Annotated in this window: 25 protein-coding genes; 17 read left to right on the top strand and 8 right to left on the bottom strand. The window is 66.8% G+C overall.

The window, feature by feature from the left end; all coding sequences use genetic code 11:
• Nucleotides 1-198: 198 nt before the first annotated feature.
• On the bottom strand, nt 199-1,848 hold the full coding sequence (locus EWH10_RS04780; RefSeq protein ID WP_044660428.1) for a M28 family metallopeptidase: 1,650 nt from the start codon (nt 1,846-1,848) through the stop codon (nt 199-201).
• 173 nt (nt 1,849-2,021) lie between these two features.
• Between EWH10_RS04780 and EWH10_RS04775 the strand changes: the two genes are divergently transcribed.
• From EWH10_RS04775 to EWH10_RS04745, 7 genes are all read left to right on the top strand, one after another.
• Entirely contained in the window at nt 2,022-4,892 is a 2,871-nt protein-coding gene (locus tag EWH10_RS04775) for a M16 family metallopeptidase (protein WP_044660427.1), read from the top strand.
• A 23-nt stretch (nt 4,893-4,915) separates the two neighbouring features.
• A complete protein-coding gene (locus tag EWH10_RS04770) occupies nt 4,916-5,218 on the top strand; it encodes a hypothetical protein (protein WP_044660426.1) in 303 nt (100 codons plus the stop codon).
• A gap of 222 nt (nt 5,219-5,440) precedes the next feature.
• Nucleotides 5,441-5,890 carry a MarR family winged helix-turn-helix transcriptional regulator gene (locus tag EWH10_RS04765; protein WP_025549803.1) on the top strand — a complete coding sequence of 150 codons (450 nt, stop codon included), beginning with the start codon at nt 5,441-5,443 and terminating at the stop codon, nt 5,888-5,890.
• Between the two features lie 42 nt (nt 5,891-5,932).
• Entirely contained in the window at nt 5,933-7,993 is a 2,061-nt protein-coding gene (locus EWH10_RS04760; RefSeq protein ID WP_083199212.1) for an FUSC family protein, read from the top strand.
• A complete protein-coding gene (locus EWH10_RS04755; protein WP_025549801.1) occupies nt 7,990-8,205 on the top strand; it encodes a DUF1656 domain-containing protein in 216 nt (71 codons plus the stop codon). The genes EWH10_RS04760 and EWH10_RS04755 overlap by 4 nt, the downstream gene beginning before the upstream one ends.
• Nucleotides 8,202-9,119: an efflux RND transporter periplasmic adaptor subunit gene (locus EWH10_RS04750; RefSeq protein WP_044660424.1), complete on the top strand. Its 918-nt coding sequence runs from the start codon at nt 8,202-8,204 to the stop codon at nt 9,117-9,119. Before EWH10_RS04755 ends, EWH10_RS04750 begins: the two co-directional genes overlap by 4 nt.
• Before the next feature lie 124 nt (nt 9,120-9,243).
• On the top strand, nt 9,244-10,617 hold the full coding sequence (locus tag EWH10_RS04745) for an efflux transporter outer membrane subunit (RefSeq protein ID WP_044662828.1): 1,374 nt from the start codon (nt 9,244-9,246) through the stop codon (nt 10,615-10,617).
• A gap of 134 nt (nt 10,618-10,751) precedes the next feature.
• Here the strand turns inward: EWH10_RS04745 and pal are convergent, their stop codons facing one another.
• The 6 genes from pal to EWH10_RS04715 form a co-directional block, all read right to left on the bottom strand.
• Entirely contained in the window at nt 10,752-11,264 is a 513-nt protein-coding gene (pal, locus tag EWH10_RS04740; RefSeq protein WP_044660423.1) for a peptidoglycan-associated lipoprotein Pal, read from the bottom strand.
• 114 nt (nt 11,265-11,378) lie between these two features.
• A complete protein-coding gene (gene tolB / locus EWH10_RS04735; protein WP_044660422.1) occupies nt 11,379-12,692 on the bottom strand; it encodes a Tol-Pal system beta propeller repeat protein TolB in 1,314 nt (437 codons plus the stop codon).
• A gap of 32 nt (nt 12,693-12,724) precedes the next feature.
• Nucleotides 12,725-13,687: a cell envelope integrity/translocation protein TolA gene (locus tag EWH10_RS04730; RefSeq protein WP_044660421.1), complete on the bottom strand. Its 963-nt coding sequence runs from the start codon at nt 13,685-13,687 to the stop codon at nt 12,725-12,727.
• Between the two features lie 18 nt (nt 13,688-13,705).
• Nucleotides 13,706-14,173, bottom strand: a complete 468-nt coding sequence (gene tolR / locus EWH10_RS04725) for a protein TolR (RefSeq protein ID WP_025549797.1) — start codon at nt 14,171-14,173, stop codon at nt 13,706-13,708.
• 22 nt (nt 14,174-14,195) lie between these two features.
• Entirely contained in the window at nt 14,196-14,915 is a 720-nt protein-coding gene (gene tolQ / locus EWH10_RS04720) for a protein TolQ (RefSeq protein WP_044660420.1), read from the bottom strand.
• On the bottom strand, nt 14,912-15,382 hold the full coding sequence (locus tag EWH10_RS04715) for a YbgC/FadM family acyl-CoA thioesterase (protein ID WP_044660419.1): 471 nt from the start codon (nt 15,380-15,382) through the stop codon (nt 14,912-14,914). The genes tolQ and EWH10_RS04715 overlap by 4 nt, the downstream gene beginning before the upstream one ends.
• 179 nt (nt 15,383-15,561) lie before the next feature.
• On the opposite strand from EWH10_RS04715, the gene EWH10_RS04710 reads away from it, so the two are divergent.
• A complete protein-coding gene (locus EWH10_RS04710) occupies nt 15,562-16,440 on the top strand; it encodes a 3-hydroxybutyryl-CoA dehydrogenase (protein ID WP_044660418.1) in 879 nt (292 codons plus the stop codon).
• A 140-nt stretch (nt 16,441-16,580) separates the two neighbouring features.
• Here the strand turns inward: EWH10_RS04710 and pspF are convergent, their stop codons facing one another.
• Nucleotides 16,581-17,597 carry a phage shock protein operon transcriptional activator gene (pspF, locus tag EWH10_RS04705; protein WP_025549794.1) on the bottom strand — a complete coding sequence of 339 codons (1,017 nt, stop codon included), beginning with the start codon at nt 17,595-17,597 and terminating at the stop codon, nt 16,581-16,583.
• A 175-nt stretch (nt 17,598-17,772) separates the two neighbouring features.
• Between pspF and EWH10_RS21650 the strand changes: the two genes are divergently transcribed.
• The 9 genes from EWH10_RS21650 to EWH10_RS04665 all read left to right on the top strand — a co-directional run bounded on the left by EWH10_RS21650 (nt 17,773) and on the right by EWH10_RS04665 (nt 21,528).
• Complete coding sequence (locus EWH10_RS21650) at nt 17,773-17,946, top strand: hypothetical protein (protein ID WP_165363315.1); 174 nt, start codon at nt 17,773-17,775, stop codon at nt 17,944-17,946.
• Between the two features lie 38 nt (nt 17,947-17,984).
• Nucleotides 17,985-18,653: a phage shock protein PspA gene (gene pspA / locus EWH10_RS04700; protein ID WP_025549793.1), complete on the top strand. Its 669-nt coding sequence runs from the start codon at nt 17,985-17,987 to the stop codon at nt 18,651-18,653.
• A 3-nt stretch (nt 18,654-18,656) separates the two neighbouring features.
• Nucleotides 18,657-18,953: an envelope stress response membrane protein PspB gene (gene pspB / locus EWH10_RS04695; RefSeq protein WP_025549792.1), complete on the top strand. Its 297-nt coding sequence runs from the start codon at nt 18,657-18,659 to the stop codon at nt 18,951-18,953.
• A 1-nt stretch (nt 18,954) separates the two neighbouring features.
• Nucleotides 18,955-19,335, top strand: coding sequence for an envelope stress response membrane protein PspC (gene pspC / locus EWH10_RS04690; RefSeq protein ID WP_025549791.1), 381 nt, complete (start codon nt 18,955-18,957; stop codon nt 19,333-19,335).
• A 128-nt stretch (nt 19,336-19,463) separates the two neighbouring features.
• Complete coding sequence (locus EWH10_RS04685; protein WP_044660416.1) at nt 19,464-19,787, top strand: hypothetical protein; 324 nt, start codon at nt 19,464-19,466, stop codon at nt 19,785-19,787.
• 31 nt (nt 19,788-19,818) lie between these two features.
• Complete coding sequence (locus EWH10_RS04680; RefSeq protein WP_025549790.1) at nt 19,819-20,070, top strand: hypothetical protein; 252 nt, start codon at nt 19,819-19,821, stop codon at nt 20,068-20,070.
• Between the two features lie 28 nt (nt 20,071-20,098).
• The gene (locus EWH10_RS04675) at nt 20,099-20,332 is read left to right on the top strand and encodes a hypothetical protein (RefSeq protein ID WP_025549789.1); all 234 of its coding nucleotides are present in this window, start codon (nt 20,099-20,101) and stop codon (nt 20,330-20,332) included.
• A 203-nt stretch (nt 20,333-20,535) separates the two neighbouring features.
• The gene (locus EWH10_RS04670) at nt 20,536-20,964 is read left to right on the top strand and encodes a SufE family protein (protein WP_025549788.1); all 429 of its coding nucleotides are present in this window, start codon (nt 20,536-20,538) and stop codon (nt 20,962-20,964) included.
• Nucleotides 20,965-21,033: 69 nt separating this feature from the next.
• Nucleotides 21,034-21,528 carry a hypothetical protein gene (locus tag EWH10_RS04665; protein WP_044660415.1) on the top strand — a complete coding sequence of 165 codons (495 nt, stop codon included), beginning with the start codon at nt 21,034-21,036 and terminating at the stop codon, nt 21,526-21,528.
• The last annotated feature ends 35 nt before the right edge of the window (nt 21,529-21,563 follow it).

The following is a 21,563-nucleotide window of genomic DNA, read 5'->3' as shown; positions in this document are numbered from 1 at the left end:
AGCTCGTCACGATGTAATGTTGCATAAAAGCAACACAAGAGGCTCTACGCAAATATCCTTACGTCCTGGCGCACCGTGTTCCTTATGAAGGCGGGAAGCCGGTCCCACCGTCAGAACTGGACTCCTGCATTGGCTCAGGCCGACCTTCGGGTCGCGGGAGCACGCTGCGTTAAACCTCGGGCGGGGAACACATGTTCCCTATCGCTTCACCGCTTTTGGCGCATCCGGGGCAAAGGCGTCCCCGAAGAAATCCCCCTTGTACCAGAGCGGCGCCTGCGGCTCGTCCGCGATCTCCCGCGCGATGGCATAGTTCACCTTGGCGAACTTGGCCGCCGCGCCCCAGTTGAAGGGCAGGCTCATCTGGTCGGAAAGCTGGTGATAGTCGGTCTTGAGGAAATGTTCGAACGCCTCTTTCCCCGGCCCGGCGAAACCGGTCATCAGAAACACCGCCGGCACCCCCTCCTGCACGAAGCGATAATGGTCGGACCGGGTGAACAGCCCTTCGGCCGGCAGGGGATCGGGCGAGAGCGAAACGCCCTCGGCCTTCGCCGCTTTCTCGACAATCGGCCCCAGGGTCGAATGATCGGCGCCGAAGGCGATCACGTCCTGAAAATCATAGGTCAGGATCGGCATGTCGAGATTGACCACGCCGACCAGCTTGCCCCCCGCCGGCAGGACGGGGTTCCGCGCCAGATATTGCGACCCCAGCAGCCCGTCTTCCTCCGCCGTCACCGCCGCGAACAGGATGGAGCGTTTCGGCCGCTCCCCGCTCTCCGCAAAGGCCTTGGCCACCGCCAGCAGGGTCGCCACGCCCGACGCATTGTCCATCGCGCCATTATAGACCCTGTCCGGCCCCTTGCCGTCTTCCTTGACCCCCAGATGGTCGAGATGCGCCATCAGCAGCACATATTCCCGGGCCAGCGCCGGGTCGGAACCGGGCAGCACCGCCAGCACATTGCGGCTGGGCGCGGTCTCGACGGTGCTGGTGCGGTCGATGCGGATGCCGGGCTTCAGCGCGAAGCCCTTGGGGCGGACGCCCTTCTTCTCCGCCTCGGCGCGGATCGCGGCCAGGCTCCTGCCCGATCCGGCGAGCAGCGCGTCGGCGGCGGCGCCGGTCACTGTGCCGGTGCCGCGGATCCCGGGAGTGCGGACATAGGGCTGGCCGTCTTTTTCCAGCCAGCTCACCGTCGGATGCTGCGCCCGGTCGCGCAGCTTCTCCCAGGGGGTGCGGCGCAGATAGCCGGTGGTGGGAATGGTGATGAGGCCGATGGCCCCGGCCTGCTGCGCCGCCAGCGCCTTTTCGGCGGCCAGGTGCGCGCCGATCTCGCTCGGCATGCCGACGGGCGAGCCGGACAGCGCCACCGCGAACTTGCCGCGCAGGTCGAGACCGGCATAGTCGTCGATCTTCTCGCGCCCGGATTTCAGGCCATAGCCGACGAACACCGCCTGCGCCTCGATGCTTTGCCGCGGCTCCCGGCCGAAGGCGCCGACCGCGACATCGTCGCCATTGGCGAAGCGCCTGCCGCCGATGTCCATCGACGGGGCGGCCCCCTTGTCGAGCCGCGCCACGGCAAGCGTCACGGGCTGATACCAGCTGTCGGCAACCGCCTGCCGCAGACCCAGTGTCTCGAACCGCGCGGCGACATAGCGGGCGGCGATGTCATAGCTGCGCGTGCCCGCGTCGCGCCCCTCCAGCAGGTCGTCGGCCAGGAAGCCGATGTCGGCCCGAATGCCCTCCGCACTGATGGCCGGCGCGGTTTCGGCGGGTGCGGTTCCGGCGGGTGCGGTTCCGGGGGTGGCGAGGGCAAGGGCGAAGGTGGAAGCGAAGGCGAAGGACCGAAGGCGCATCGGGTGCGAAAACCTCTGTTTATGGTTGGAAGGGAAACCTAGCGCGCTGGTTTCGTCTGTCCAGCGGCCTCTCGCCCTTGCCGGAGGATGAGGCGCCTCTCCCACATGCGTATTGCACAGCTAAAACGCCCCGCTATGCTGCCCGCCAATCCACTGACCATCATGAGGCGCCGATGACCTTCTCCCCCATTTCCCGCCGGATGGCCCTGATGCTCGGCCTGTCCTCGCTCGCGTTCGTGCCCATGATGCAGGCGGCGGCTGCTCCGGCGTCCCAGGCGGCGAGCGCGCCCGCGCCGCTTTCCAGCCTGGTCGCGGCGGTGAACATTCCCTATGAGCAGTTCACGCTGAAGAACGGGCTGCGCGTCATCGTCCACACCGACCGCAAGGCGCCGGTCGTGGGCGTGTCCATCTGGTATCATGTCGGCTCGCGCTTCGAACCGGCGGGCAAGACCGGCTTCGCCCATCTGTTCGAACATCTGATGTTCTACGGTTCCGAAAATGCCGACGGACCTTTCTTCGGGCGGCTGGAGGACATCGGCGCCACCGACTGGAACGGCACGACCTGGTTCGACCGCACCAATTATTTCGAGACGGTGCCGACCGGCGCGCTGGACCGGGCGCTGTTCCTGGAATCCGACCGCATGGGCCATCTGCTGGGCGCCGTCACCCAGACCAAGCTCGATACCCAGCGCGGCGTCGTGCAGAATGAAAAGCGCATGGGCGAGAATGAGCCCTATGGGCTGGTCGAATATGCGCAGCTCGCCGCCATGCTGCCGGAGGGGCATCCCTACCGCCACTCCACCATCGGTTCGATGGCGGACCTGAACGCCGCCAGCCTTGCCGATGTGCAGACATGGTTCAAGACCCATTATGGTCCGAACAACGCCGTGCTGGTGCTGGCGGGCGACATCGACGTGCCGACGGCGAAGGCCAAGGTCGAGAAGTGGTTCGGCAATATCCCCGCCGGTCCCGCGCCCAAGGATGTGGATGCGGCCGTCCCGACGCTCGACAGGGACGTCGAGAAGTTGATGCACGACAATGTCGCCGCCACCCGGCTCTATCGCAACTGGATCGTGCCGGGGGTGAATTCGGACGATCTGACGCCGCTCAACCTGGCGATGGCTGTGTTCGGCGGCCTCAAATCCTCGCGGCTCGACAATATCCTCGTGCGGGACGAGAAGATCGCCGTGGGCGTGAAGGCCAGCATCCAGCCCTTCGAGAAGCTCTCCATCGCGGAGATCACCGTGGACGTGAAGCCGGGACAGGACCCGGCGGCGGTGGGCAAGCGGCTCGACCAGCTTCTGGCCGACTATCTCGCCAAGGGGCCGACGGCGGACGAGGTGCAGCGCGCCGCGACGCAGCAGCTTTCGGGCACCATCGGCGGGCTGGAGAAGGTCGGCGGCTTCAGCGGCAAGGCGGTGACGCTGGCCGAGGGCGCCGTCTATTCGGGCGATCCGGCCAAATATAAGAAGGATCTGGCCGCCGCCGCCGCCGCGACGCCCCAATCGGTGAGCGAGGCGGCGCGCAAATGGTTGTCCCGCCCGGTGTTCCGCCTGACCGTGGCCCCGGGCGAGCGGTCGGCCGAGGACAATGCGCTGGCGGGCAACGCGACCCATCATCCGGCCTATTTCCGCGATCCCAAGAAGCCCGCGCCGGTCGCGGCGACCCCGCCGCCGCCCACAAAAATCGCTGAGCCGGGGATCGAGCCGGTCAAGGACCTGGAATTCCCGGCGGTCGAGCATGCGACGCTCAAGAACGGCATTCCCATCGTCTTCGCGCGCCGAGCAACGGTGCCGGTGGTGCGGGTGTCGGTGTCCTTCGATGCGGGCAATGCGGCCGACGACAAGGCGAAGCTGGGCACGGCGGGCCTGACCACCGCGCTGCTGGACGAAGGCACGACGACGCGCAGCTCCGTGCAGATCGCGGAGGAGCAGGAACGGCTGGGCGCCTCGATCAGCGCGGGCAATGGCATGGACGCGACCAATGTCGGCCTCTATGCGCTCAAGCCCAATCTGGACGCCTCGCTGGGCCTGCTGGCGGACGTGATCCGCAACCCGGCCTTCGCGCCGGCGGAGGTCGAACGCCTGCGCGGCCAGGTGCTGACCCGGATCGCGGCGGAAAAGACCGAACCCATGCCGATCGCGCAACGCCTGCTGCCGCCGCTTCTCTATGGGCAGGCGCATCCCTATGGCATTCCCTTCACCGGATCGGGCACGGAAAGCGGCGTCAAGGCGGTGACGCGGGCCGATCTCGTCGCCTTCCACGACAAATGGATGCGGCCCGACAATGCGACGATCTTCGTCACCGGCGACACGACGCTGGCCGACGTGATGCCGCTGCTGGAAAAGCGCTTCGGGGACTGGAAGGCGCCCAAGGCGGCCAAGGGCGCCAAGCTGTTCCGCATGGACCGCATGATGCGCCCTTCGCGCATCATCCTGGTCGACAAGCCGCAAAGCCCGCAGTCGATGATCCTCGCCGGGCTGCTCACCAACAAGGCGGGCACGGACAATCCGGTGACGCTGCTGACCGCCAATGAGGTGCTGGGCGGCAGCTCGACCTCCCGCCTGATCATGGACCTGCGAGAGACCAAGGGCTGGGCCTATTATGCGGGCAGCGCGCTGCCCGGCGTCAAGGAGACGATCCCGCTGCTGGTCTATGCCCCGGTCCAGACCGACAAGACCGGGGAGTCCATCGTCGCCGCGCGGAAGGACATCAGCGACTTCCTGACCGCCAAGGGCACGACGGAGGCGGAACGCAACCAGACGATCAACAGCCAGATCCTGTCGCTGCCCGGCAGTTTCGAAACCTCGTCCGACCTGCTCGGCGCGATGATGCGCAACCGGATGCTCGGGCGGCCGGACGATTATTATGAGACGCTACCGGGCGTGTACCGCGCGATGACGGCTGCCGATCTCGACAAGGCGGCGCGGGATGCAATCAATCCCGACCGGCTGATCTGGGTGGTCGTGGGCGACGCGAAACTGGTGAAACCGCAGCTTGACGTCGTCGGCCTTCCGGTGGAAATGGGCACATTGGCCGATTGACGGTTACGTAAAGGAGAAGTGCTATGGCAGCAGTGGATGGCGCCTATGACTGCGTCGCGAAAACGCCGATGGGCGACCAGAATGGCGTGCTGACGGTCATCAGCTCGGGCGATGGCTTTCATGGCACCTTCGCGGGCATGATGGGTTCGCTCGACGTGGCCGAGGGCAAGGTGGACGGCAACAAGCTGCGCTGGAAGATGAACATGACGCTGCCCATGCCGATGACGCTGGAATGCGAGGCGGAGGTGAATGGCGACGCCATCGCCGGGACGATGCAGCTTGGCGCGTTCGGCACGGCGGGCTTTTCGGGGACGCGCCGGGCCTGAGGGTTTCAGCAGGGCGGAAAAAGGGCTGGAAACGCGAGTTTCCGGCCCTTTTTCGTGCCGCGCCAAAAACTTCCCCTGTGCGCAACGTGGGCGCGCTTGCGGGCGCGGCAGGTCGTGGCCCGTTTTAACTCCACCCCGCCCAAGGCTGCTTCTGCTCCCATCCCGCGATGGAGAGAAACGAAAATCCCTTGACGTAGGACATTAGTTAGCTATCTAAGAAAAATGTCCCGATCGGAGTTGAAGCGCGCCCTCGCGCATAAAATGCCGCAGGTGGCGCGCCAGTGGCGGCAACTGGCCGATCTGGCGCTGGCGGAGTTCGGTGTGTCGAACAGCGCGGGCTGGTGCCTCATCTATCTCGACCGGCTGGGCCCCGACGTCCGGCAGGCGGATCTGGCGGAGGAACTGGGCATCGCCCAGCCTTCGCTGGTCCGGACCCTGGACCAGTTGCAGGCGGCGGGGCTTGTGGAGCGCGTACCCAATCCCGATGATCGGCGGTCGAATCGAGTCGCCTTCACGCCGGAGGGGCAGGAGCTGGTGGGCCGGATAGAGGCCAGGCTGGAGAATCTTCGGCGCGAATTGCTCGACGGCGTGCCCGACGCCGCGATCGAGATCATCGTCAACCTGCTGAACCTGCTGGAGCGGCGCATGGCCGAGCGGCGGGGTCAGTCGTAACGGGACCGCCCGCCATGAATGGCCCGACATGCGAGCGCTGATATGAACGCCCTTGGAGAGCGCATCGGCTGGCCTGCCGCGCTCTTTTCCCTGAAATGCTTCGCGGCGGCGATGCTGGCGCTCTATGTCGCGCTCAGCATCGGGCTGGAGCGGCCCTATTGGGCGTTCCTGACCAGCTATATCGTCGCCCAGCCGCTGGCCGGGGCGGTGATTTCCAAGGCGGTGTTCCGCGTCATCGGCACGCTGACCGGCGCGATCTTCTCCGTCGCCATCGTGCCGCCGCTGGTCAATGCGCCGGAACTGCTGTCGCTCGCCATGGCGCTTTGGCTGGCCCTGTGCGTCTTCGTCTCCCTGCTCGACCGCACGCCGCGATCCTATATGTTCGTGCTGGCGGGCTATAGCGCCTGCCTCATCGTCTTCCCCGACGTCGACACGCCGCAGACCATCTTCACCGTGGCGACGCTGCGCGTGCAGGAAATCACCATCGGCATCATGTGCGGCAGCCTGGTCCACGGCGTCGTCTTCCCCGGCTCCATCACCAACCTGCTGCTGGCGCGGGTGGAGGCGATGCTGCGCGATGCGGAGCGCTGGTCGCATGACGCCATCGCGTTGGAGCCGGTGGAGGGGCTGGCGCAGGAACGTCGCCGTCTGGCGCAGGACATCACCGAACTGCACCAGATGTCGGTGCATCTGCCCTTCGACATCAGCCGCCTCGCGCCTCGCGTGCGCACGGTGCGCGCGATGCAGGACCAGCTTTCGCTGCTGCTGCCCCTGGGCGCGGCCGTGGAGGACCGGCTGGCCATGCTGAAGGCGGCGAGCGGCGGAAAGGTGCCGCGGGAGGTCGAAGAACTTATCGCGGATGTCCGCGCCTGGATCGTCAACCCCGGCGACGACATCATCCTTCGCACCGCGGCGGCGGATGCCCTGATCGCCCGCTGCGCCGCTCTGGAGCCTGCGGCGCGGGCGGAGATGGGGTGGGCGGACATGATGCGCCTCAGCCTGTTCGCCCGGCTGGCCGCCCTGATCGCGGCGCATCGTGACTGCCGCGACCTTTACGACCAGATGGTGACGCACAGGCGGGAAGCCGTCAGCCCCCGCGTCGGTGAGTTGCTGGAGGGGCGGCGCAACCGCGAACTGCACAGGGATTATGCCGGGGCGGCGCGCGGGGCCTTCGGCGCCTTCGTCACCGTGGCGCTGGGCTGCGCATTGTGGATCGGCAGCGGCTGGAAGGACGGCGGCAGCGCGGTGATGCTGGCGGGCGTGTTCCTTTCCCTGTTCGCGGCGTCGGACAATCCGCTGGCGCCGCTCAAGGGCTTCATGATCGGCACCATCGCCGCTTCGCTGCTCGGCGCGGTCTATGGCTATGCGATCATGCCCCGCCTCGACGGCTTCGCCATGCTGGCGGCTGCCTATGCGCCGATGCTGTTGCTGCTCGGCACGATGATGGCGTCGCCCCGCTGGATGGGCATCGCCCTGCCGACGCTGCTGGGGCTGGGCAGCCCGGTGCTGCTGTCGGATCGCTATGTCAGCGCCTTTGCCAGCTACGCCAACGGTACCGTGGCGCAGCTGGTGGGCATCTGGTTCGCGATCATCATGGCCGGGCTGTTGCAGTCGGCCGGTGTGGAGCGGGCGATCCGGCGCACGGTGCGCGCGGGCTGGAACGACATCGCCAACCGCGCCACACTGATGACGCCGCCCGATCTGCGCGGCTGGATCAACCGGATGCTGGACCGCATCGCCCTGTTGGCGCCGCGTCTGGCGGCGGTGCGGTCCGACAGCGGGCGGCCGCTCTACGACGCGCTGCGCGACCTGCGGACCGGCGTCGCCATTGGCGAATTGCGGCAATTGCGGCTCGACCTGCCCGCCGATGAAGCGGCGCCGCTGGCCGATGTGCTGACGGGCGTCAGCGCGCATTATCGCGGGCTGGACCCGGATGCGCCCGCGCCCGCGAAGCCCGCCCTGCTCACCGACATCGACCATGCGATCAGCGACCTGTCGCGCAATCCCAGCGCGGTGATCCGGCGGGAGGCCATACTCGCGCTGGTCAGCCTGCGCCGCAACCTGTTCCCTGAAAGCGAAGGCTATCGGAGAGTGGCCGCATGACCGGAGAAATCGCCCTGGGCGGCGTCTATGTGCCGACCCTGTTGTTGCTCGCGCTGGTGGCGCTCATCCTGAGCTGGGGCGTCACCCGGCTGATCGGCGCTTTCGGGCTCTATCGTTTCCTCGCCTATCGCGCGGCGGTCGACCTCAGCATCTTCGTGCTGGTGCTGGGCGCGCTCGCCCTCCTCGTTCCCACCCTTGGAATCCGCCTATGAACCGTTTTGCCGCCACGCTGATCCCCCCTGCCCTGATCAGGAGCGCCGCCACCATCGTCATCGTCATCGCGGCCGTGCTGGTGGCGATATGGATGTGGAACCATTATGAGCGCAGTCCCTGGACCCGCGACGGGCGGGTGCGCGCCGATGTGGTGCGGGTGACGCCGGACATTGGCGGGCTCGTGACCTCCGTCGCCGTGCATGACAACCAGGCGGTCAGGGCGGGCGACCTGCTGTTCGTGATCGACCGGCCGCGCTATGCGCTGGCGCTGGAGCAGGCGGAGGCGCAGATCGCCAGCGCCCGGGCCACACTCGGTCAGGCGCGGCGGGAGGCGACCCGCGACGTCGCGCTGGGCGAACTGGTGGCGAAGGAGGCGCATGAACAGAATGTCGCGCGCGTCGCGACGGCGGAGGCTGCGCTGGCCGAAGCGATGAGCGCGCGCGATGCCGCCGCCCTCAATCTCAAGCGAACGCGGGTGGTCGCCTCGGTCAACGGCGTGGTCACGAACCTCGACCTGCATCCGGGCGATTTCGTCGCGGCGGGGCAGCAGGCCATGGCGCTGGTCGACCGCGACAGCCTGCGCATCGAAGGCTATTTCGAGGAAACCAAGCTGCCGCTGGTCTGCATCGGCGCGCCGGTGACGGTGCGGCTGATGGGCGAGGCGCAGGACCTCTACGGGCGGGTCGACAGCATCGCCTACGGCATCAACGACAGCAGCCGTTCGGATTCGGGCAATCTGCTGCCGACCGTCGAGCCGACCTTCTCCTGGGTCCGCCTGGCCCAGCGCATCCCGGTACGGGTGAAGCTGACGCGGGTACCGCCGGAGGTGAAGCTGATCGCCGGGCGCACGGCCACGGTGACGATCGAACCGGCGCGGAAGGACTCGAAGCCGGGGGTGTGCCGCCATGCATAATGTCGCGGCTCCCGACACCTTCTCGCCGTTCGGGCTGAGCTTGTCGAAGCCCTTTTCTTTCTTGGGAAGCCGACAGCCTTCACCCGAAGGGAGCGGATGTGGGGCGAAGATATGGACGCCCTTTCTGGCCTTGGCGCTGGCCGCCTGCGCCACCGCGGGCCCTGACTATCGCCCGCCGGAAAAGTCCGCCGCAACCGCCCCCGCCGCGCAGGGCGCTTTCCTGTCGGCGCAGGACCCCAGCTTCAGCAATGCCGAACTGCCCGATCATTGGTGGCGGCTCTATAATGATCCCCGGCTGGATGCGCTGGTCGAACAGGCGCTCGCCGCCAACACCGACCTGCGCGTGGCGGATGCGAACCTGACCGCGGCGGAGGCGGTGCTGCGCGAGGCGGAGGCCGGGCGCACCGTCGGCACCACGGTCAGCGGCGGCGGGACGCTTGCCCGGCCCTCCGGCACGGCGGAGAGCCTGCCGGGGGTGGTCGGCTATGATCTGGGCCTTGCCGCCTCCTATCCGCTCGACCTCAACGGCCGGATCAGGCGCGCGATAGAGGCGAGCACCGCCGACCTGGAAACGGTCGTGGCGGCGCGCGACTATGTACGGGTCAGCGTGGCGGCCGCCACGGCCAGGGCCTATGCGCAGGTCTGCGCCGCCAATTATTCGCTGACCGTCAACCGGCGCGTCGTCGCGCTTCAGCGGGAGACGCTCAACGCCACCCAGCGGCTGTTCAGGGGCGGCCGCGGCACCGCCTTCGACGTCAGCCGGGCGCAGGCGGCGGTCGACGCCAGCGAGGCGAGCCTTCCCGCCTTCGATGCACAGCGGCAGAGCGGACTTTATCTGCTGGCGACGCTGTTGGGGCGATCGCCCGCGGATTATCCCAAGGAAGTGGAGGGCTGCGCGGCGCTGCCGGCGCTGAACGCACCCATGCCCGTGGGCGACGGCGTGGCGCTGATCCGGCGGCGGCCCGACATCCGGCAGGCGGAACGCAGCATCGCCGCCGACACCGCCCGCGTCGGGGTGGCGACCGCGGACCTCTATCCGCAGGTCAGCATCGGCGGATCGCTGGGGCTCGCCGGACCGCTTAAAAGCTTCGGTTCGGGCACCAGCTTCGGCATGAGCCTGGGCCCGCTGCTGAGCTGGAGCTTCCCCAACCGGCCTGTCGTCAGGGCGCGGATCGCGCAGGCCGATGCACAGGTACAGGCCGATCTCGCCCGTTTCGACGGAACTGTGCTGGAGGCTTTGCGGCAGACGGAAACGGCGCTGGAAAGCTACCGCCGCCATGCCGAGCAGACGGCCGCGCTCGACCGGGCGCGGGACAGCGCAGGCGTTTCGGCGGCGCAGGCGGGCAAGCTGTTCCGCTTCGGGCGCGGCGATTTCCTGTCCCTGCTGGACGCGCAGCGCTCGCTCGCCAATGCGGAGGCTTCGGCGGCGGCGGCGCGGGTGCAGTTGGTGCAGGACCAGATCGCCATCTTCCTCGCTCTCGGCGGTGGCTGGTCGTAAGCTGGTTTGACCAGATCAGGGCGCAACATGCTCCTGCGCGGGAACTGGCTGCCATTCAGACGGGGAAAAGAACACCCGCCGATCCTGGGGACCGGCGGGTCATGGAGCTGTTGAGACTCCAATGCTTCACGGGATCAATATTGGACGGTGACCGTCACCGCGCGGCGGTTCTGCGCCCAGGCCGCTTCGTCCGAACCCAGGGCGGCGGGGCGTTCCTTGCCATAGCTGACGGTGGTGATGCGGCCGGCGTCGATGCCCAGCGACGCGAGATAGTTCTTCGCCGCATTGGCGCGGCGCTCGCCCAAGGCGATATTATAGTCGCGGGTGCCGCGCTCGTCGGCATGACCCTCTATGGTCACGCGGACATTGGGGTTCTGTTGCAGCCAGGCGGCCTGGCTCTGCAGTATCTGCTGATCCTGCGCGTCGACATCATATTGGTCGGTGTCGAACAGGATGCGGTCCGACGAGACGGAAGCCACGAAATCCTCCTGGCTGCCCTTGACCGGGCCCGAAGGCGTCGCCGGTCCGCCGGTCTGGGCCGAACCGTCGCCGCCGGGGGCAGGCGGCAGTTCCTGCGGCGGCTTCTTGGAGCAGGCGGCAAGGGCTATGACGGCGGTCGCCATCAGCAGGGGACGGGATAGTTTCATCGGGTTGCTCCTCAACATGGTCTGAAAGTCGTTACGCAGTCGGGACGATTCGGTTCCGATATAATGCAGATCAGGAGCGTGGGCAGTCCGCCCTGAGTGGGATGGCCGCGCATATCAGGGCAGCAAGGGCCCCCAGGCCGGGTCCGAACCGCTGAGCGGCGTCGGTATGCGCCGTTCGTTCACGCCGGTCAGGTCGACCTGCCAAACCTGGCTGCTGCCCTCCCGGCCCGGCGTGGTGCGGAAATATTGCAGCACGCGGCCATTGGGCGACCAGCTCGGCTGCTCATCCTGCCAGCCATTGGTCAGGATGCGCTCATTGTCGCCGGTCGGCGTCATGACCGCGATCTTGAAGTCGCCCGAAATCTTGGTGAAGGCGATCAGGTCGCCGCGGGGGCTCCATTCGGGCGTCGCATAGCGGCCGCCGCCATGGCTGATCCGGCGCTGGCCCGAACCGTCGGCGTTCATGACATAGATCTGCTGGCTGCCGGAGCGGTCGCTTTCGAAGACGATCTGGCGGCCGTCGGGCGAATAGCTGCCGCCGACATCGATGCCCGGCGCCGTGGTCAGGCGCACGGGCGCGCCGCCGCTGGCCGAAACGCGATAGATGTCCGTATTGCCGGCGATCGCCATGGAAAAGAGGATGTTGCGGCCGTCGGGCGACCAGCGCGGCGCGAAGGTCGGATTGTTGCTTTCCGTCACCAGCCGCTGCCGTCCCGTGCCGATGTCATAGACATAGATGCGGACCCGGTTGTTCAGGTAGCTCACATAGACGATCGACTTGTAGTCGGGCGAAAAGCGCGGCGTCAGCGCGATCGACTGGCCATTGGTGATGAAACGGTGGTTCGCGCCGTCCGAATCCATGATGGCGAGGCGCTTGGTGCGGTTCCCCTTGGGACCGCTTTCCGCGATATAGGCGATGCGGCTGTCGAAGAAGGGGCTTTCCCCCGACAGGCGCGCATAGATGGCGTCGGCGCATTTATGCGCGGCCCGCCGCCAGTCGCGGGGCGCGACGACATAGCCCTGCCGCGTCAGTTCCTGCTTCAGCGCCACGTCGTAGAGATAGCAGCCGACGGTGATGTCCGCCTCGCCCCCGGTGGTGCGGACGAAGCCCTGCACCAGCGCCTGATAGGCGCCCCATTTATCGTAGGCGGGATTGGTGACTTCGGGAAAGGCGATGGTCGGGATGCCGCCGGGGCCGGAGGGATCGAACAGGCCCGACCCCTTGAGGTCGGCGGCGATCACCTCGGCGATCTTGCGGCCCAGTTCGGTGGAACCGCCTGCGGGCGTGGAGACTTCCGCCTGCGCCGGCAGCGCGGGGACGACGATCTTGAGGTTGGAGGAGGATTCGTCCGTCACATCGACGCTGAGCTGCGCGGAAGCGGCGGGCGCGAACGCCAGCAGCAGCGCCCCCAGCGTGGCGCCGAACATGGCTCGGGCCTTTCCTGTCCTGAAGGGTCGGGTCATTGCGATAGCCTCTTGTCGAAGGAGATGCGGAGGGATTTCCAGCCATCATAAAGAGCGGGCGGCAGCTTGAACGGCGCGGCCAGGCGGATCGCCTTCACCGCCAGTTCCTGATGCAGCGTCACCTGCGTGCGGTTGCTGGCGGTGATGCCGGTGGTGTTGACGACCTGCGGCTGCCCCGCGAGCGAACCGTCGCGGGCAAGCTGCACGTCGACGAAGGTGCGAAGCTGTTCGATGTCCGCGCCGCTCGGGGATTTCCAATAGGGCTTGAGCTGGCGGCGGATTTCCGCGTCCAGCGCGGCCTTCTGCGCGGGGCCCATGGCGGCGGCGGGCGCCGGCGCGGGCTTGCGCGGCGCGTCATCCTCGGTGTCGATGCCCTTCAGGAAATCCTTGCCCAGCAGCGATCCCTTGGGCTTGTCCGCCTTGCCCTGTCCCGAAGCGCGGGCAGGCGCGTCGGACCTGGGCCTGGCGGCGGGCTTCTGCGACGCCTTGGCGGGCGCGGCGGCGGCTGGCTTGGGTTTTTCCGGCGCAGGCTTGGACTTGGCGGGGGCGGGTTTTTCCGCCGCCGGCTTGGGCTTCGGCTTGGCGGCGGGCATATCCTTCTTCGGCGGAGCGGGCGCGGGCTTGGGCGGCGCTGGCTTTGCCACCGGCTTGGGCGGCGCGGGCCGGGGAGCCGGCGGCGCCGGGGTCGGTTCGGGCTGCGGCGCCGGTTCGGGTTCCGGCGCAGGCGCGGCATCCTCGGTCGGCCCTTGCTCCGGCGCGACGCTGGGCGGGGGCGGCTGCGTCGAAACCTGCGGCGCCGTCGACTTCAGCGCCACCTCATCCACCAGGCTGACGTCCATCGGCGGCGAATTGAGCTTCAGGGGGTTGGGAGTGGCCAGAAAGCCGGACGACAGCAGGCCGAACAGCAGGACATGTCCCGCCGTCGCCACGCCAAGGCCGATTTTCTCCGCGCGATCCATCGCCACGACCTATGGCCCCTATTCTGAACCGCTGCTGACAGCGGAACCGCCTTCGGAACCGGTGCTGACCAGCGCGACCTTGTTGAGTCCCGCCCGGTTCAGCTCGCCCATGACCAGCATTACCCGGCCATAGTCCAATCCCTTGTCGGCGCGCAGGAATATCTGCGGCGGTTCGGCCTTGCCGGCATTGGCGGACATGATCTCGGCCAGGCGGCCGGGCAGTTCGGCGTCGCTGATCTGCGCGTCGTCGATGAAGACGCCGCCGTCGCGGTCGATCGACACCACGGTCGGCTTCTGGTCCTGGTCCAGCCCCTTGGCGCGGGTTTCGGGCAGGTTCACCGGCACGCCCGTGACCAGCAGCGGCGCCGTCACCATGAAGATGATCAGCAGCACCAGCATGACGTCGACCAGCGGCGTGACGTTGATGTCCGCCATCGGCGCGCGGTGACGGCCGCGCCGGCCGGAGGGAGGTCCGGACATGGCCATCAGCGCGCTCCTCTTTCACCCGTCACCGCTGCGCCTCCAGCTCGCGGCTCAGCGTCGAATAGAAGCCGTCGGCAAAGCGCGTCAGCCCCGATTCCATCCGGTTGATGCCATGGCTGAAGCGGTTGTAGGCGATCACCGCCGGGATCGCCGCGAACAGGCCGATGGCGGTGGCGAACAGCGCCTCCGCAATGCCCGGCGCCACGACCGCCAGGCTGCTGTTCTGCTCCGCCGCGATGCTGGTGAAGGCCCGCATGATGCCCCATACCGTGCCGAACAGCCCGACGAAGGGCGCGACCGACCCGATGGTGGCCAGGATGTTCAGCCGGTCCGACAGCCGGTCGACCTCCGCCGCGATGGTGCTGGACATGGCGGTCGACAGCCGGTCGCGGGTGCCCTCCCGGTCGATCACCTTCTGCGCGGTGGAGCGTCGCCATTCGGTGACGCCCGCAGCCATCACCCTGGCGGCGGGGAATTCCGCCTTGCCGCGGGCTTCATAGAAGCGGTCTATATCCTCCGCCTTCCAGAAATCCTGCTCGAACGCCCGGCTCTGCCGGCTCGCCTTGCGCAGGGTGAAGCTGAAGCCGATGATCATCGCCCAGGTCCAGATGCTGGCCAGCAGCAGGCCCAGCATCACCACCTTCACGACGATGTCGGCCTGAAGGAACAGGGCCAGCGGCGAAATGGTGGCGGCTTGCGCGGCATTGCCGACCGCAAGGCCAACGTCGGGCATCGAAAGGCTCATGGGTTGATGTCTTCCCCTCTCATCAAACGGCTGAAAATGTCGGTCCAGGGCTTGGGTTGCCGGCGCGGGCGGCCCTGGGGCGTCAGGAAGGCGACGGAAACATCGCCTTGCGTCAGTATTTCCCCATCGCGCATGACCGTCTGATGAATGGAACATGAAGCGGCGCCGACTTTGGTGACGCGGCTCACGACCATCAGGTCATCGTCCAGCCGGGCGGGGCGGCGGTAATGGAGCTGAAGGTCGGTGACGGCATAGACGCCCTCTCCCCCCTCCAGATTGCCGCGCTGGTCGATCCCCGCGATGCGCAGCATGTCCGACCGCGCCCGCTCCATATAGCGTAGATAATTGGCGTGATAGACGAGGCCGGACAGATCGGTGTCCTCGAAATAGACGCGCAGCGGGAAGTGATGCACGGCGGCAATGAACCTTCCGGTCGCCGGCGCGGGCAGCAGGTCTGAAACGGACATGCCGGGGCTTTTAACCATCAAGCAGGCGCGGCGCAAAGCGGGAAATCACAGAAAGATCAGCGCTCCGCCGACCGTCCGGGGCTTTCCGTCCGCTTTCGCCCGTGCGGAAGCTCTGGCGGCCCGCCTGCCATGGCGCTACGGGGACGGCGAACAGGATTCAGTGCAGGAGGGTTTCGGCAATGACGGATATTCGGACCGTGGGCGTGATCGGCGCGGGCCAGATGGGCGCGGGCATCGCGCAGGTGGCGGCGCAGGCGGGCTATGAGGTGATCCTGTCCGACATCGATCTGCCCCGCGCGCAGAAGGGCCGCGACGGCATCATCCGTCAACTCGCAAAGGCTGTGGAAAAGGGCAAGCTGGCGCAGGCCGACGCCGACGCAGCCATCGCCCGGATCACGCCGGTGGGCGAAGTCGCGCCGCTGGCCGCCTGCCAGTTGGTGATCGAAGCCGCGACCGAGCGGGAAGAGATCAAGCGTTCGATCTTCGCCAATGTCGGCGCCCTGCTGGCCGGCGATGCGATCCTCGCCTCCAACACCTCCTCCATCCCGATCACCCGGCTGGCGCAGGCGGCGCCCGATGCGGGGCGCTTCGTGGGCGTGCATTTCTTCAACCCGGTGCCGGTCATGGCGCTGGTCGAGGTCATTCGCGGCCTCGCCACCAGCGCGGAGACGGTGAGCGCGGTGGAAGCATTCGCCGCCAGCCTGGGCAAGCAGGTCGTCCATGCCTTCGACGCGCCGGGCTTCGTGGTGAACCGCATCCTGCTGCCGATGCTCAACGAGGCGGTGTTCGCGCTGGGCGAGGGCGTGGGCAGCGTGGTCGACATCGACAAGGGCGCGATGCTGGGCCTCAACCATCCCATGGGTCCGCTGACGCTGGCGGATTTCATCGGCCTCGATACCTGCCTGGAAATCTGCAAGGTGCTGCAGAACACGACCGGCGATCCCAAATATCGCCCCGCGCCGCTGCTGGTGAAATATGTCGAGGCGGGCTGGCTCGGGCGGAAGACCGGCAAGGGCTTTTACGATTATTCGGGCGCGGAGCCCGTGCCGACGCGTTAAGAGGACAATAGTCCCCCTCCCGTAGACGGGAGGGGTTAGGGGTGGGCGCGAGCGGAGCGAGCTTCTGTCCTCAGTTGCAAATTGCCGCTGGCGCGGCATGCCCACCCCCACCTCCAGCCCGTCCCGCTTGCGGGAGGTGGCTACCCCGCGCTCAACCCATGTTTCTTCATGCAATGGCGAAGCTGGTCATAGGTCAGCCCCAATCCCTTCGCCGTCGCGCGCTGGTTGTAGCGGTAGCGCTCCAGCGCCGCCCGCACGATGGCGGCCTCATGCGCATCGACGGCGGATTTGAGGTCGGTGATCGCGTCATGGCCGTTCGCTATCTGGACGGCTGACGGACCCGCCTCCGCCTCCACCCTTGCCGGCATCAACGCCTTGGGCTTCCACGGCGAGGCGAAGGGATCGAACACGATCGCCGCGACCGGCCGCCCGGGCTCATTCCAGCGATAGACGGCCCGTTCCACCACATTGCGCAGCTCGCGCACATTGCCGGGCCAGTCATGCGCCTCCAGCTCGGCCATGCAGGCGGCGGAAAAGCCCGGCCATTGCGGCCAGCCGATCTCCGCCGCCATGCGCCGCCCGAAATGATCGGCCAGCACCGCGACATCCCCCTCCCGCGCCCGCAGCGGCGGCAAGGTGATCACCTCGAAGCTCAGCCGGTCCAGCAGGTCGGGCCGGAACCGCCCGGCATCGGCGGCGGCGGGCAAATCCTCATTGGTCGCCGCGACGATCCGCACGTCGACGGTCATGGGCTTCGACGCCCCGATCCGCGTCACCTCGCCATATTCGATGACCCGCAGCAGCCGCTCCTGCGCCGCCATGGACAGCGTGCCCAGCTCGTCCAGAAACAGCGTGCCGCCATCGGCTTCCTCGAACCGCCCCGCCCGCGCCCGCGCCGCGCCCGTAAACGCGCCCTGTTCATGGCCGAACAGTTCCGCCTCGATCAGCGTTTCGGGCAGGGCCGCGCAGTTCATGACGATCAGCGGTTCGTCCCAGCGCGGCGAGAGGTGGTGAAGGCGCTCGGCGATCAGTTCCTTGCCGGTCCCGCGTTCGCCGATGACCAGGACCGGCCGGTTGAGTTCTGCCGCCCGCCCGGCCTGCTCGACCGCATCCAGAAAGGCCAGCGACTGGCCGACGAACTGGGTATTTTTCTCCATCCCCAACTTATGGTGAAATTTCCCATCTTTCGGCAAGCCCAATATTCGGACAATCGTAAAAAACCGCGAAATTCCGTCATTTCCGCAAATTGGCACGGCTTCTGCAAAGTTGGAAAGCGAAGCCGCTGACGCATCAAGCGGCACATCGACGAAGGCCAAGGTTCAGGAGTTTATCATGGAAAAGCAAAGCAACAGCGTTCGCGAAATCGGCCAGTTCCTGTCCGTCGCCATCGCCTCCGTCCTGTTCGGATCGACCCTGATCCTTTCGGCGGTCGGCCCGGCCCGCGCCAGCGAAATCCCGATGCTCGCGAACAAGGAATGCCCCGCAGCCTTGCACTATCTGGCGTAAGGCCTGCCTAACAAGTTCGTACCAGGAGTGAAGTTCAAATGGGTATTTTCTCCCGCACCCGCGACATCATCGCCGCCAATGTCACCGACCTGCTCGACCGGGCGGAAGACCCGGCGAAGATGATCCGCATGATCATCCTCGAAATGGAGGAGACGCTGGTCGAGGTGCGCGCCTCTGCTGCCCGCACCATCGCCGACCAGAAGGAAATGCGGCGCCACATCGCCAAGCTTCAGGGCCTGCAGGACAGCTGGACGGAAAAGGCCCAGCTCGCGCTCAGCAAGGACCGCGAAGACCTTGCCAAGGCCGCGCTGGTGGAAAAGCAGAAGGCAGCCGACATGGCGGAGCAGCTTTCCCATGAGATCGGGGTGCTGGACGAAGCGCTGCGCGCCTCCGAAGAGGACATCGCAAAGCTCCAGGCCAAGCTGCGCGAGGCGCGCGCCCGCCAGAACAGCCTTGTGACCCGCATGGAAAGCGCCCAGAATCGCCTGCGCGTCCGCGAAGCCTATGCCGGCGAGAAGGTGAACGACGCCTTCGCCCGCTTCGACATGCTGGAACGGCGGGTCGACATGGCCGAAGGCCGCGCGGACGCCATGGGTCTTGGCGCCCAGCCCAAGACGCTGGAGGAAGAGATTGCCGAGCTGAAGGCCAGCGACAAGGTCGATGCCGAACTGGCCGCGCTCAAGGCGTCCATGAACAAGGGAGAGTGACGCATGGAGGACGTGTTCCTGCCCATCATGATCTGCGGCATGCTGTTCATCGGCATGCCCTGGCTGATCTTCCACTATGTCACCAAGTGGAAGCAGGCGCCCAAGATCACCGATGAGGACGAGAAGCTGCTGGACGAGCTTCACCTGCTCGCCCGGCGGCTGGAGGAGCGGCTGCAGACGGTCGAACGGATCGTCGCCGCCGACAACCCCGATTTCCGCCCCGCCCGTCCGTCGCAGGACGATGGCTATGAGTTCGACCGCCCATATCCCGAACGCCAAAATCCCGACAGGAGGAATTGAGATGGCTGCCCGTCGCACCAAATTCTATCTCGACAAGCAGAACGGCAAATGGATGGGCGTCTGCGCCGGCATTGCCGACTATACGGGGATCGACGTGCTGTGGGTCCGGGTCGGCGCCGTGCTGGTGACGCTGATGGGGGCCTTTCCCTGGACGCTGATCGCCTATTTCGTCGTCGCCTATTTTGCCGAGAACAAGCCGCTGGGCCTCTATGCCGACCGCGACGACCAGAAATTCTGGCAGGGCGTGCGCACCAATCCGGCGCGCTCCACCCGCGACGTGCGGTCCAAGTTCCGCGACATCGACCGGCGCCTGGCCGACATCGAAACCTACTATACCAGCCGCAACACCAGGCTGGCGGATGAGATCGACAGCCTGCGCTGACGGAATCGCATCGCCTACGCCGTTTATCGAACGGGCTTGGGAGCCTGTCGAAAAGCCGGCCAATTTGTCTGAGAAATCCAACATCTGATGGGCCGCGCCCATGGGGAGCGGAATGAGGGAGGTTTGCCATGTCGGAACAATTCGCGATGTTCGCGCAACTCGCGCCGCTGATCGCGATCTGTACCGGGATCGGTGTGGGCGGATGGATCTTCACCACCTGGCTGCGGATCAAGCATGGTTATCCGTTGGATGGGGCCTGGGGCCAGGCCGTCTATCCCAGGGCGGGCAATGAGGCGATGGAACGGATCAGCCTGCTGACCCAGGAAAACGCCCAGCTTCGTGCCGAACTCGGATCGATGAAGGACAGGCTGGCCGTGGTCGAGCGCATCGTCACCGATGAAAGTCACGCATTGAACAGGGAAATCGAGCGCCTGCGCGGCCCCGCCAACTGAAGGGCCCCACGCTCAGCAAGGGAAAAAAGTCATGAATCCGTTCGAAATGGTCGTCGCCATCGTCGCCATAGCGGCAATCGCCAGCGTCGTTCGCGCCAAATATGGCATCGTCCGCCGCCACAAGGGCGAGGAACTGGTCCAGCGCGGACCCGATCCGGAAGCCGAACGGCTCCGTGCGGAGGTGAAGGCGCTGAAGGACCGGGTCGCCGTGCTGGAACGGCTGGCCACGGACAGCAGCACCGCGTTGGACCGCGAATTCGACAAGCTCCGGGATCGCGACTGACGCGGCCCACCATCACAGGGAGGACGATATGCAGGACCCCCTCATCACTTTGACATTGGCGGTCGCGGGTCTGACCGGACTCGCCATCGTCGCCGCCACCGCCCTGCGGGGATGGAATGGCTGGCTGGACCTGAAGCGCGCGGAACTCGCCCGCGGAACGGACGAGGCAGCACCACCCTCCACCGCGACGCGGATCGAGGTGGCCGACCTCAAGGAACGCATCCGCAAGCTGGAAGCGATCGCCGCGGGCGTGGACCTCTGAAAATCCGATGCTCCCCCTCCCGCGAGGGGGCGGGGGCAGGGGGCGTGGGCAGGGGGCGGGCGTGATGGCGGCGCAGTCGCTTCCATCCTTGCCGGACAGGTCGACCGGCTTGCTCCGTCTGTCCCTCCAACCTGCCTCAAGGGGGACGGAGCAGCAGCGGAAACCGCCTTCCCCCGCCCGATTTTACCCCTATATGGGCGGCCATGACCCAATTGCCCGTCCTTGCCGATCTGGTCGAAGAATATGAATTTCTCGATGCCGACGACCGCTATCGCCTGCTGATCGATTTGGGCAAGGCGCTGGAGCCGATGCCCGACGCGCTCAAGACCGACGCCACGCTGGTCCGGGGCTGCTCGGCGGCGGTCTGGGTCTATCCGACCGTGATCGACGCCGGTTCTGCCGGCGGGGGACGGCTCCACTTCCTGGCGGACAGCAATGCGGCGATCACCAAGGGGATCATCGCGCTCGTCCTCCTGACCGTGCAGGACCAGCCGCCTGCGGCCATCGCCGCCACGGACATCGAAGGCGCGCTGGCGCCGTTCGACCTGCGCAACCAGTTGAGCTCCAATCGGACGCAGGGCATTCCCAACATGATCGCGCTGATCCGGGAAACCGCAGCCCGCTATAGCTGAGCGGAGGGAAACCCCGCAGGGGCCATGCGTTCTCCTTCCGACATCGAAACGGACAGAAGGAGAAACGCGATGCGATCGATAGCGGTGCTTGCCGCCCTGGGGCTGATCGCGGCCTGCTCATCCTCCGAGGACAAGGGACCGACGCAGCGCGACCAGATCGGGCAGGTCTGGAAATATGAGGGCGGCGAGGGCGGAAAGCCCAAGGTCGCCTATATCGGCAGCGCCAATGCGGTCCAGACCATAACCGCGGCCGACACCTTCGGCGTGCTGCTGGTCCAGCCCATGCAGGAGGGCGGGGCAGATGTGACGATCAAGCTGGTCGGCGCGCCCTTCACCTGCGACCTGTCGGACTGCAAGGTCACGGCGGTCACGGAAGACGGCAAGACCCAAGAATGGAAGGGCCGGATGACCGAGAACAAGGACGGTATCGAAGTCCTGCCCGCCGCCGGGGCCTATGACGCGATCAAGGACAGCCGGACGATCAAGGTGAACCTGGTGGTCGGGCCGAAGGACAAGGTCTTCCCCTTCCAGTTCAACGTCGCCGGCCTGGATTTGAAGGGGTAGCCTGCCCGGAGCACCGTGCTCCTGCGCGCGAACAG

It is taken from the genome of Sphingobium fuliginis (assembly GCF_004152845.1).
GTDB lineage: Bacteria > Pseudomonadota > Alphaproteobacteria > Sphingomonadales > Sphingomonadaceae > Sphingobium > Sphingobium fuliginis.
Note: the sequence above shows the minus strand (reverse complement) of the source record. Positions and strands in the feature narration are given on the sequence as shown.

Coding starts and splice junctions, on each gene's coding strand:
- EWH10_RS04780 (WP_044660428.1), bottom strand. CDS start 1,848: ATGCGCCTTCGGTCCTTCGCCTTCGCTTCCACCTTCGCCCTTGCCCTC.
- EWH10_RS04775 (WP_044660427.1), top strand. CDS start 2,022: ATGACCTTCTCCCCCATTTCCCGCCGGATGGCCCTGATGCTCGGCCTG.
- EWH10_RS04770 (WP_044660426.1), top strand. CDS start 4,916: ATGGCAGCAGTGGATGGCGCCTATGACTGCGTCGCGAAAACGCCGATG.
- EWH10_RS04765 (WP_025549803.1), top strand. CDS start 5,441: ATGTCCCGATCGGAGTTGAAGCGCGCCCTCGCGCATAAAATGCCGCAG.
- EWH10_RS04760 (WP_083199212.1), top strand. CDS start 5,933: ATGAACGCCCTTGGAGAGCGCATCGGCTGGCCTGCCGCGCTCTTTTCC.
- EWH10_RS04755 (WP_025549801.1), top strand. CDS start 7,990: ATGACCGGAGAAATCGCCCTGGGCGGCGTCTATGTGCCGACCCTGTTG.
- EWH10_RS04750 (WP_044660424.1), top strand. CDS start 8,202: ATGAACCGTTTTGCCGCCACGCTGATCCCCCCTGCCCTGATCAGGAGC.
- pal (WP_044660423.1), bottom strand. CDS start 11,264: ATGAAACTATCCCGTCCCCTGCTGATGGCGACCGCCGTCATAGCCCTT.
- tolB (WP_044660422.1), bottom strand. CDS start 12,692: ATGTTCGGCGCCACGCTGGGGGCGCTGCTGCTGGCGTTCGCGCCCGCC.
- EWH10_RS04730 (WP_044660421.1), bottom strand. CDS start 13,687: ATGGATCGCGCGGAGAAAATCGGCCTTGGCGTGGCGACGGCGGGACAT.
- tolR (WP_025549797.1), bottom strand. CDS start 14,173: ATGGCCATGTCCGGACCTCCCTCCGGCCGGCGCGGCCGTCACCGCGCG.
- tolQ (WP_044660420.1), bottom strand. CDS start 14,915: ATGAGCCTTTCGATGCCCGACGTTGGCCTTGCGGTCGGCAATGCCGCG.
- EWH10_RS04715 (WP_044660419.1), bottom strand. CDS start 15,382: ATGTCCGTTTCAGACCTGCTGCCCGCGCCGGCGACCGGAAGGTTCATT.
- EWH10_RS04710 (WP_044660418.1), top strand. CDS start 15,562: ATGACGGATATTCGGACCGTGGGCGTGATCGGCGCGGGCCAGATGGGC.
- pspF (WP_025549794.1), bottom strand. CDS start 17,597: ATGGAGAAAAATACCCAGTTCGTCGGCCAGTCGCTGGCCTTTCTGGAT.
- EWH10_RS21650 (WP_165363315.1), top strand. CDS start 17,773: ATGGAAAAGCAAAGCAACAGCGTTCGCGAAATCGGCCAGTTCCTGTCC.
- pspA (WP_025549793.1), top strand. CDS start 17,985: ATGGGTATTTTCTCCCGCACCCGCGACATCATCGCCGCCAATGTCACC.
- pspB (WP_025549792.1), top strand. CDS start 18,657: ATGGAGGACGTGTTCCTGCCCATCATGATCTGCGGCATGCTGTTCATC.
- pspC (WP_025549791.1), top strand. CDS start 18,955: ATGGCTGCCCGTCGCACCAAATTCTATCTCGACAAGCAGAACGGCAAA.
- EWH10_RS04685 (WP_044660416.1), top strand. CDS start 19,464: ATGTCGGAACAATTCGCGATGTTCGCGCAACTCGCGCCGCTGATCGCG.
- EWH10_RS04680 (WP_025549790.1), top strand. CDS start 19,819: ATGAATCCGTTCGAAATGGTCGTCGCCATCGTCGCCATAGCGGCAATC.
- EWH10_RS04675 (WP_025549789.1), top strand. CDS start 20,099: ATGCAGGACCCCCTCATCACTTTGACATTGGCGGTCGCGGGTCTGACC.
- EWH10_RS04670 (WP_025549788.1), top strand. CDS start 20,536: ATGACCCAATTGCCCGTCCTTGCCGATCTGGTCGAAGAATATGAATTT.
- EWH10_RS04665 (WP_044660415.1), top strand. CDS start 21,034: ATGCGATCGATAGCGGTGCTTGCCGCCCTGGGGCTGATCGCGGCCTGC.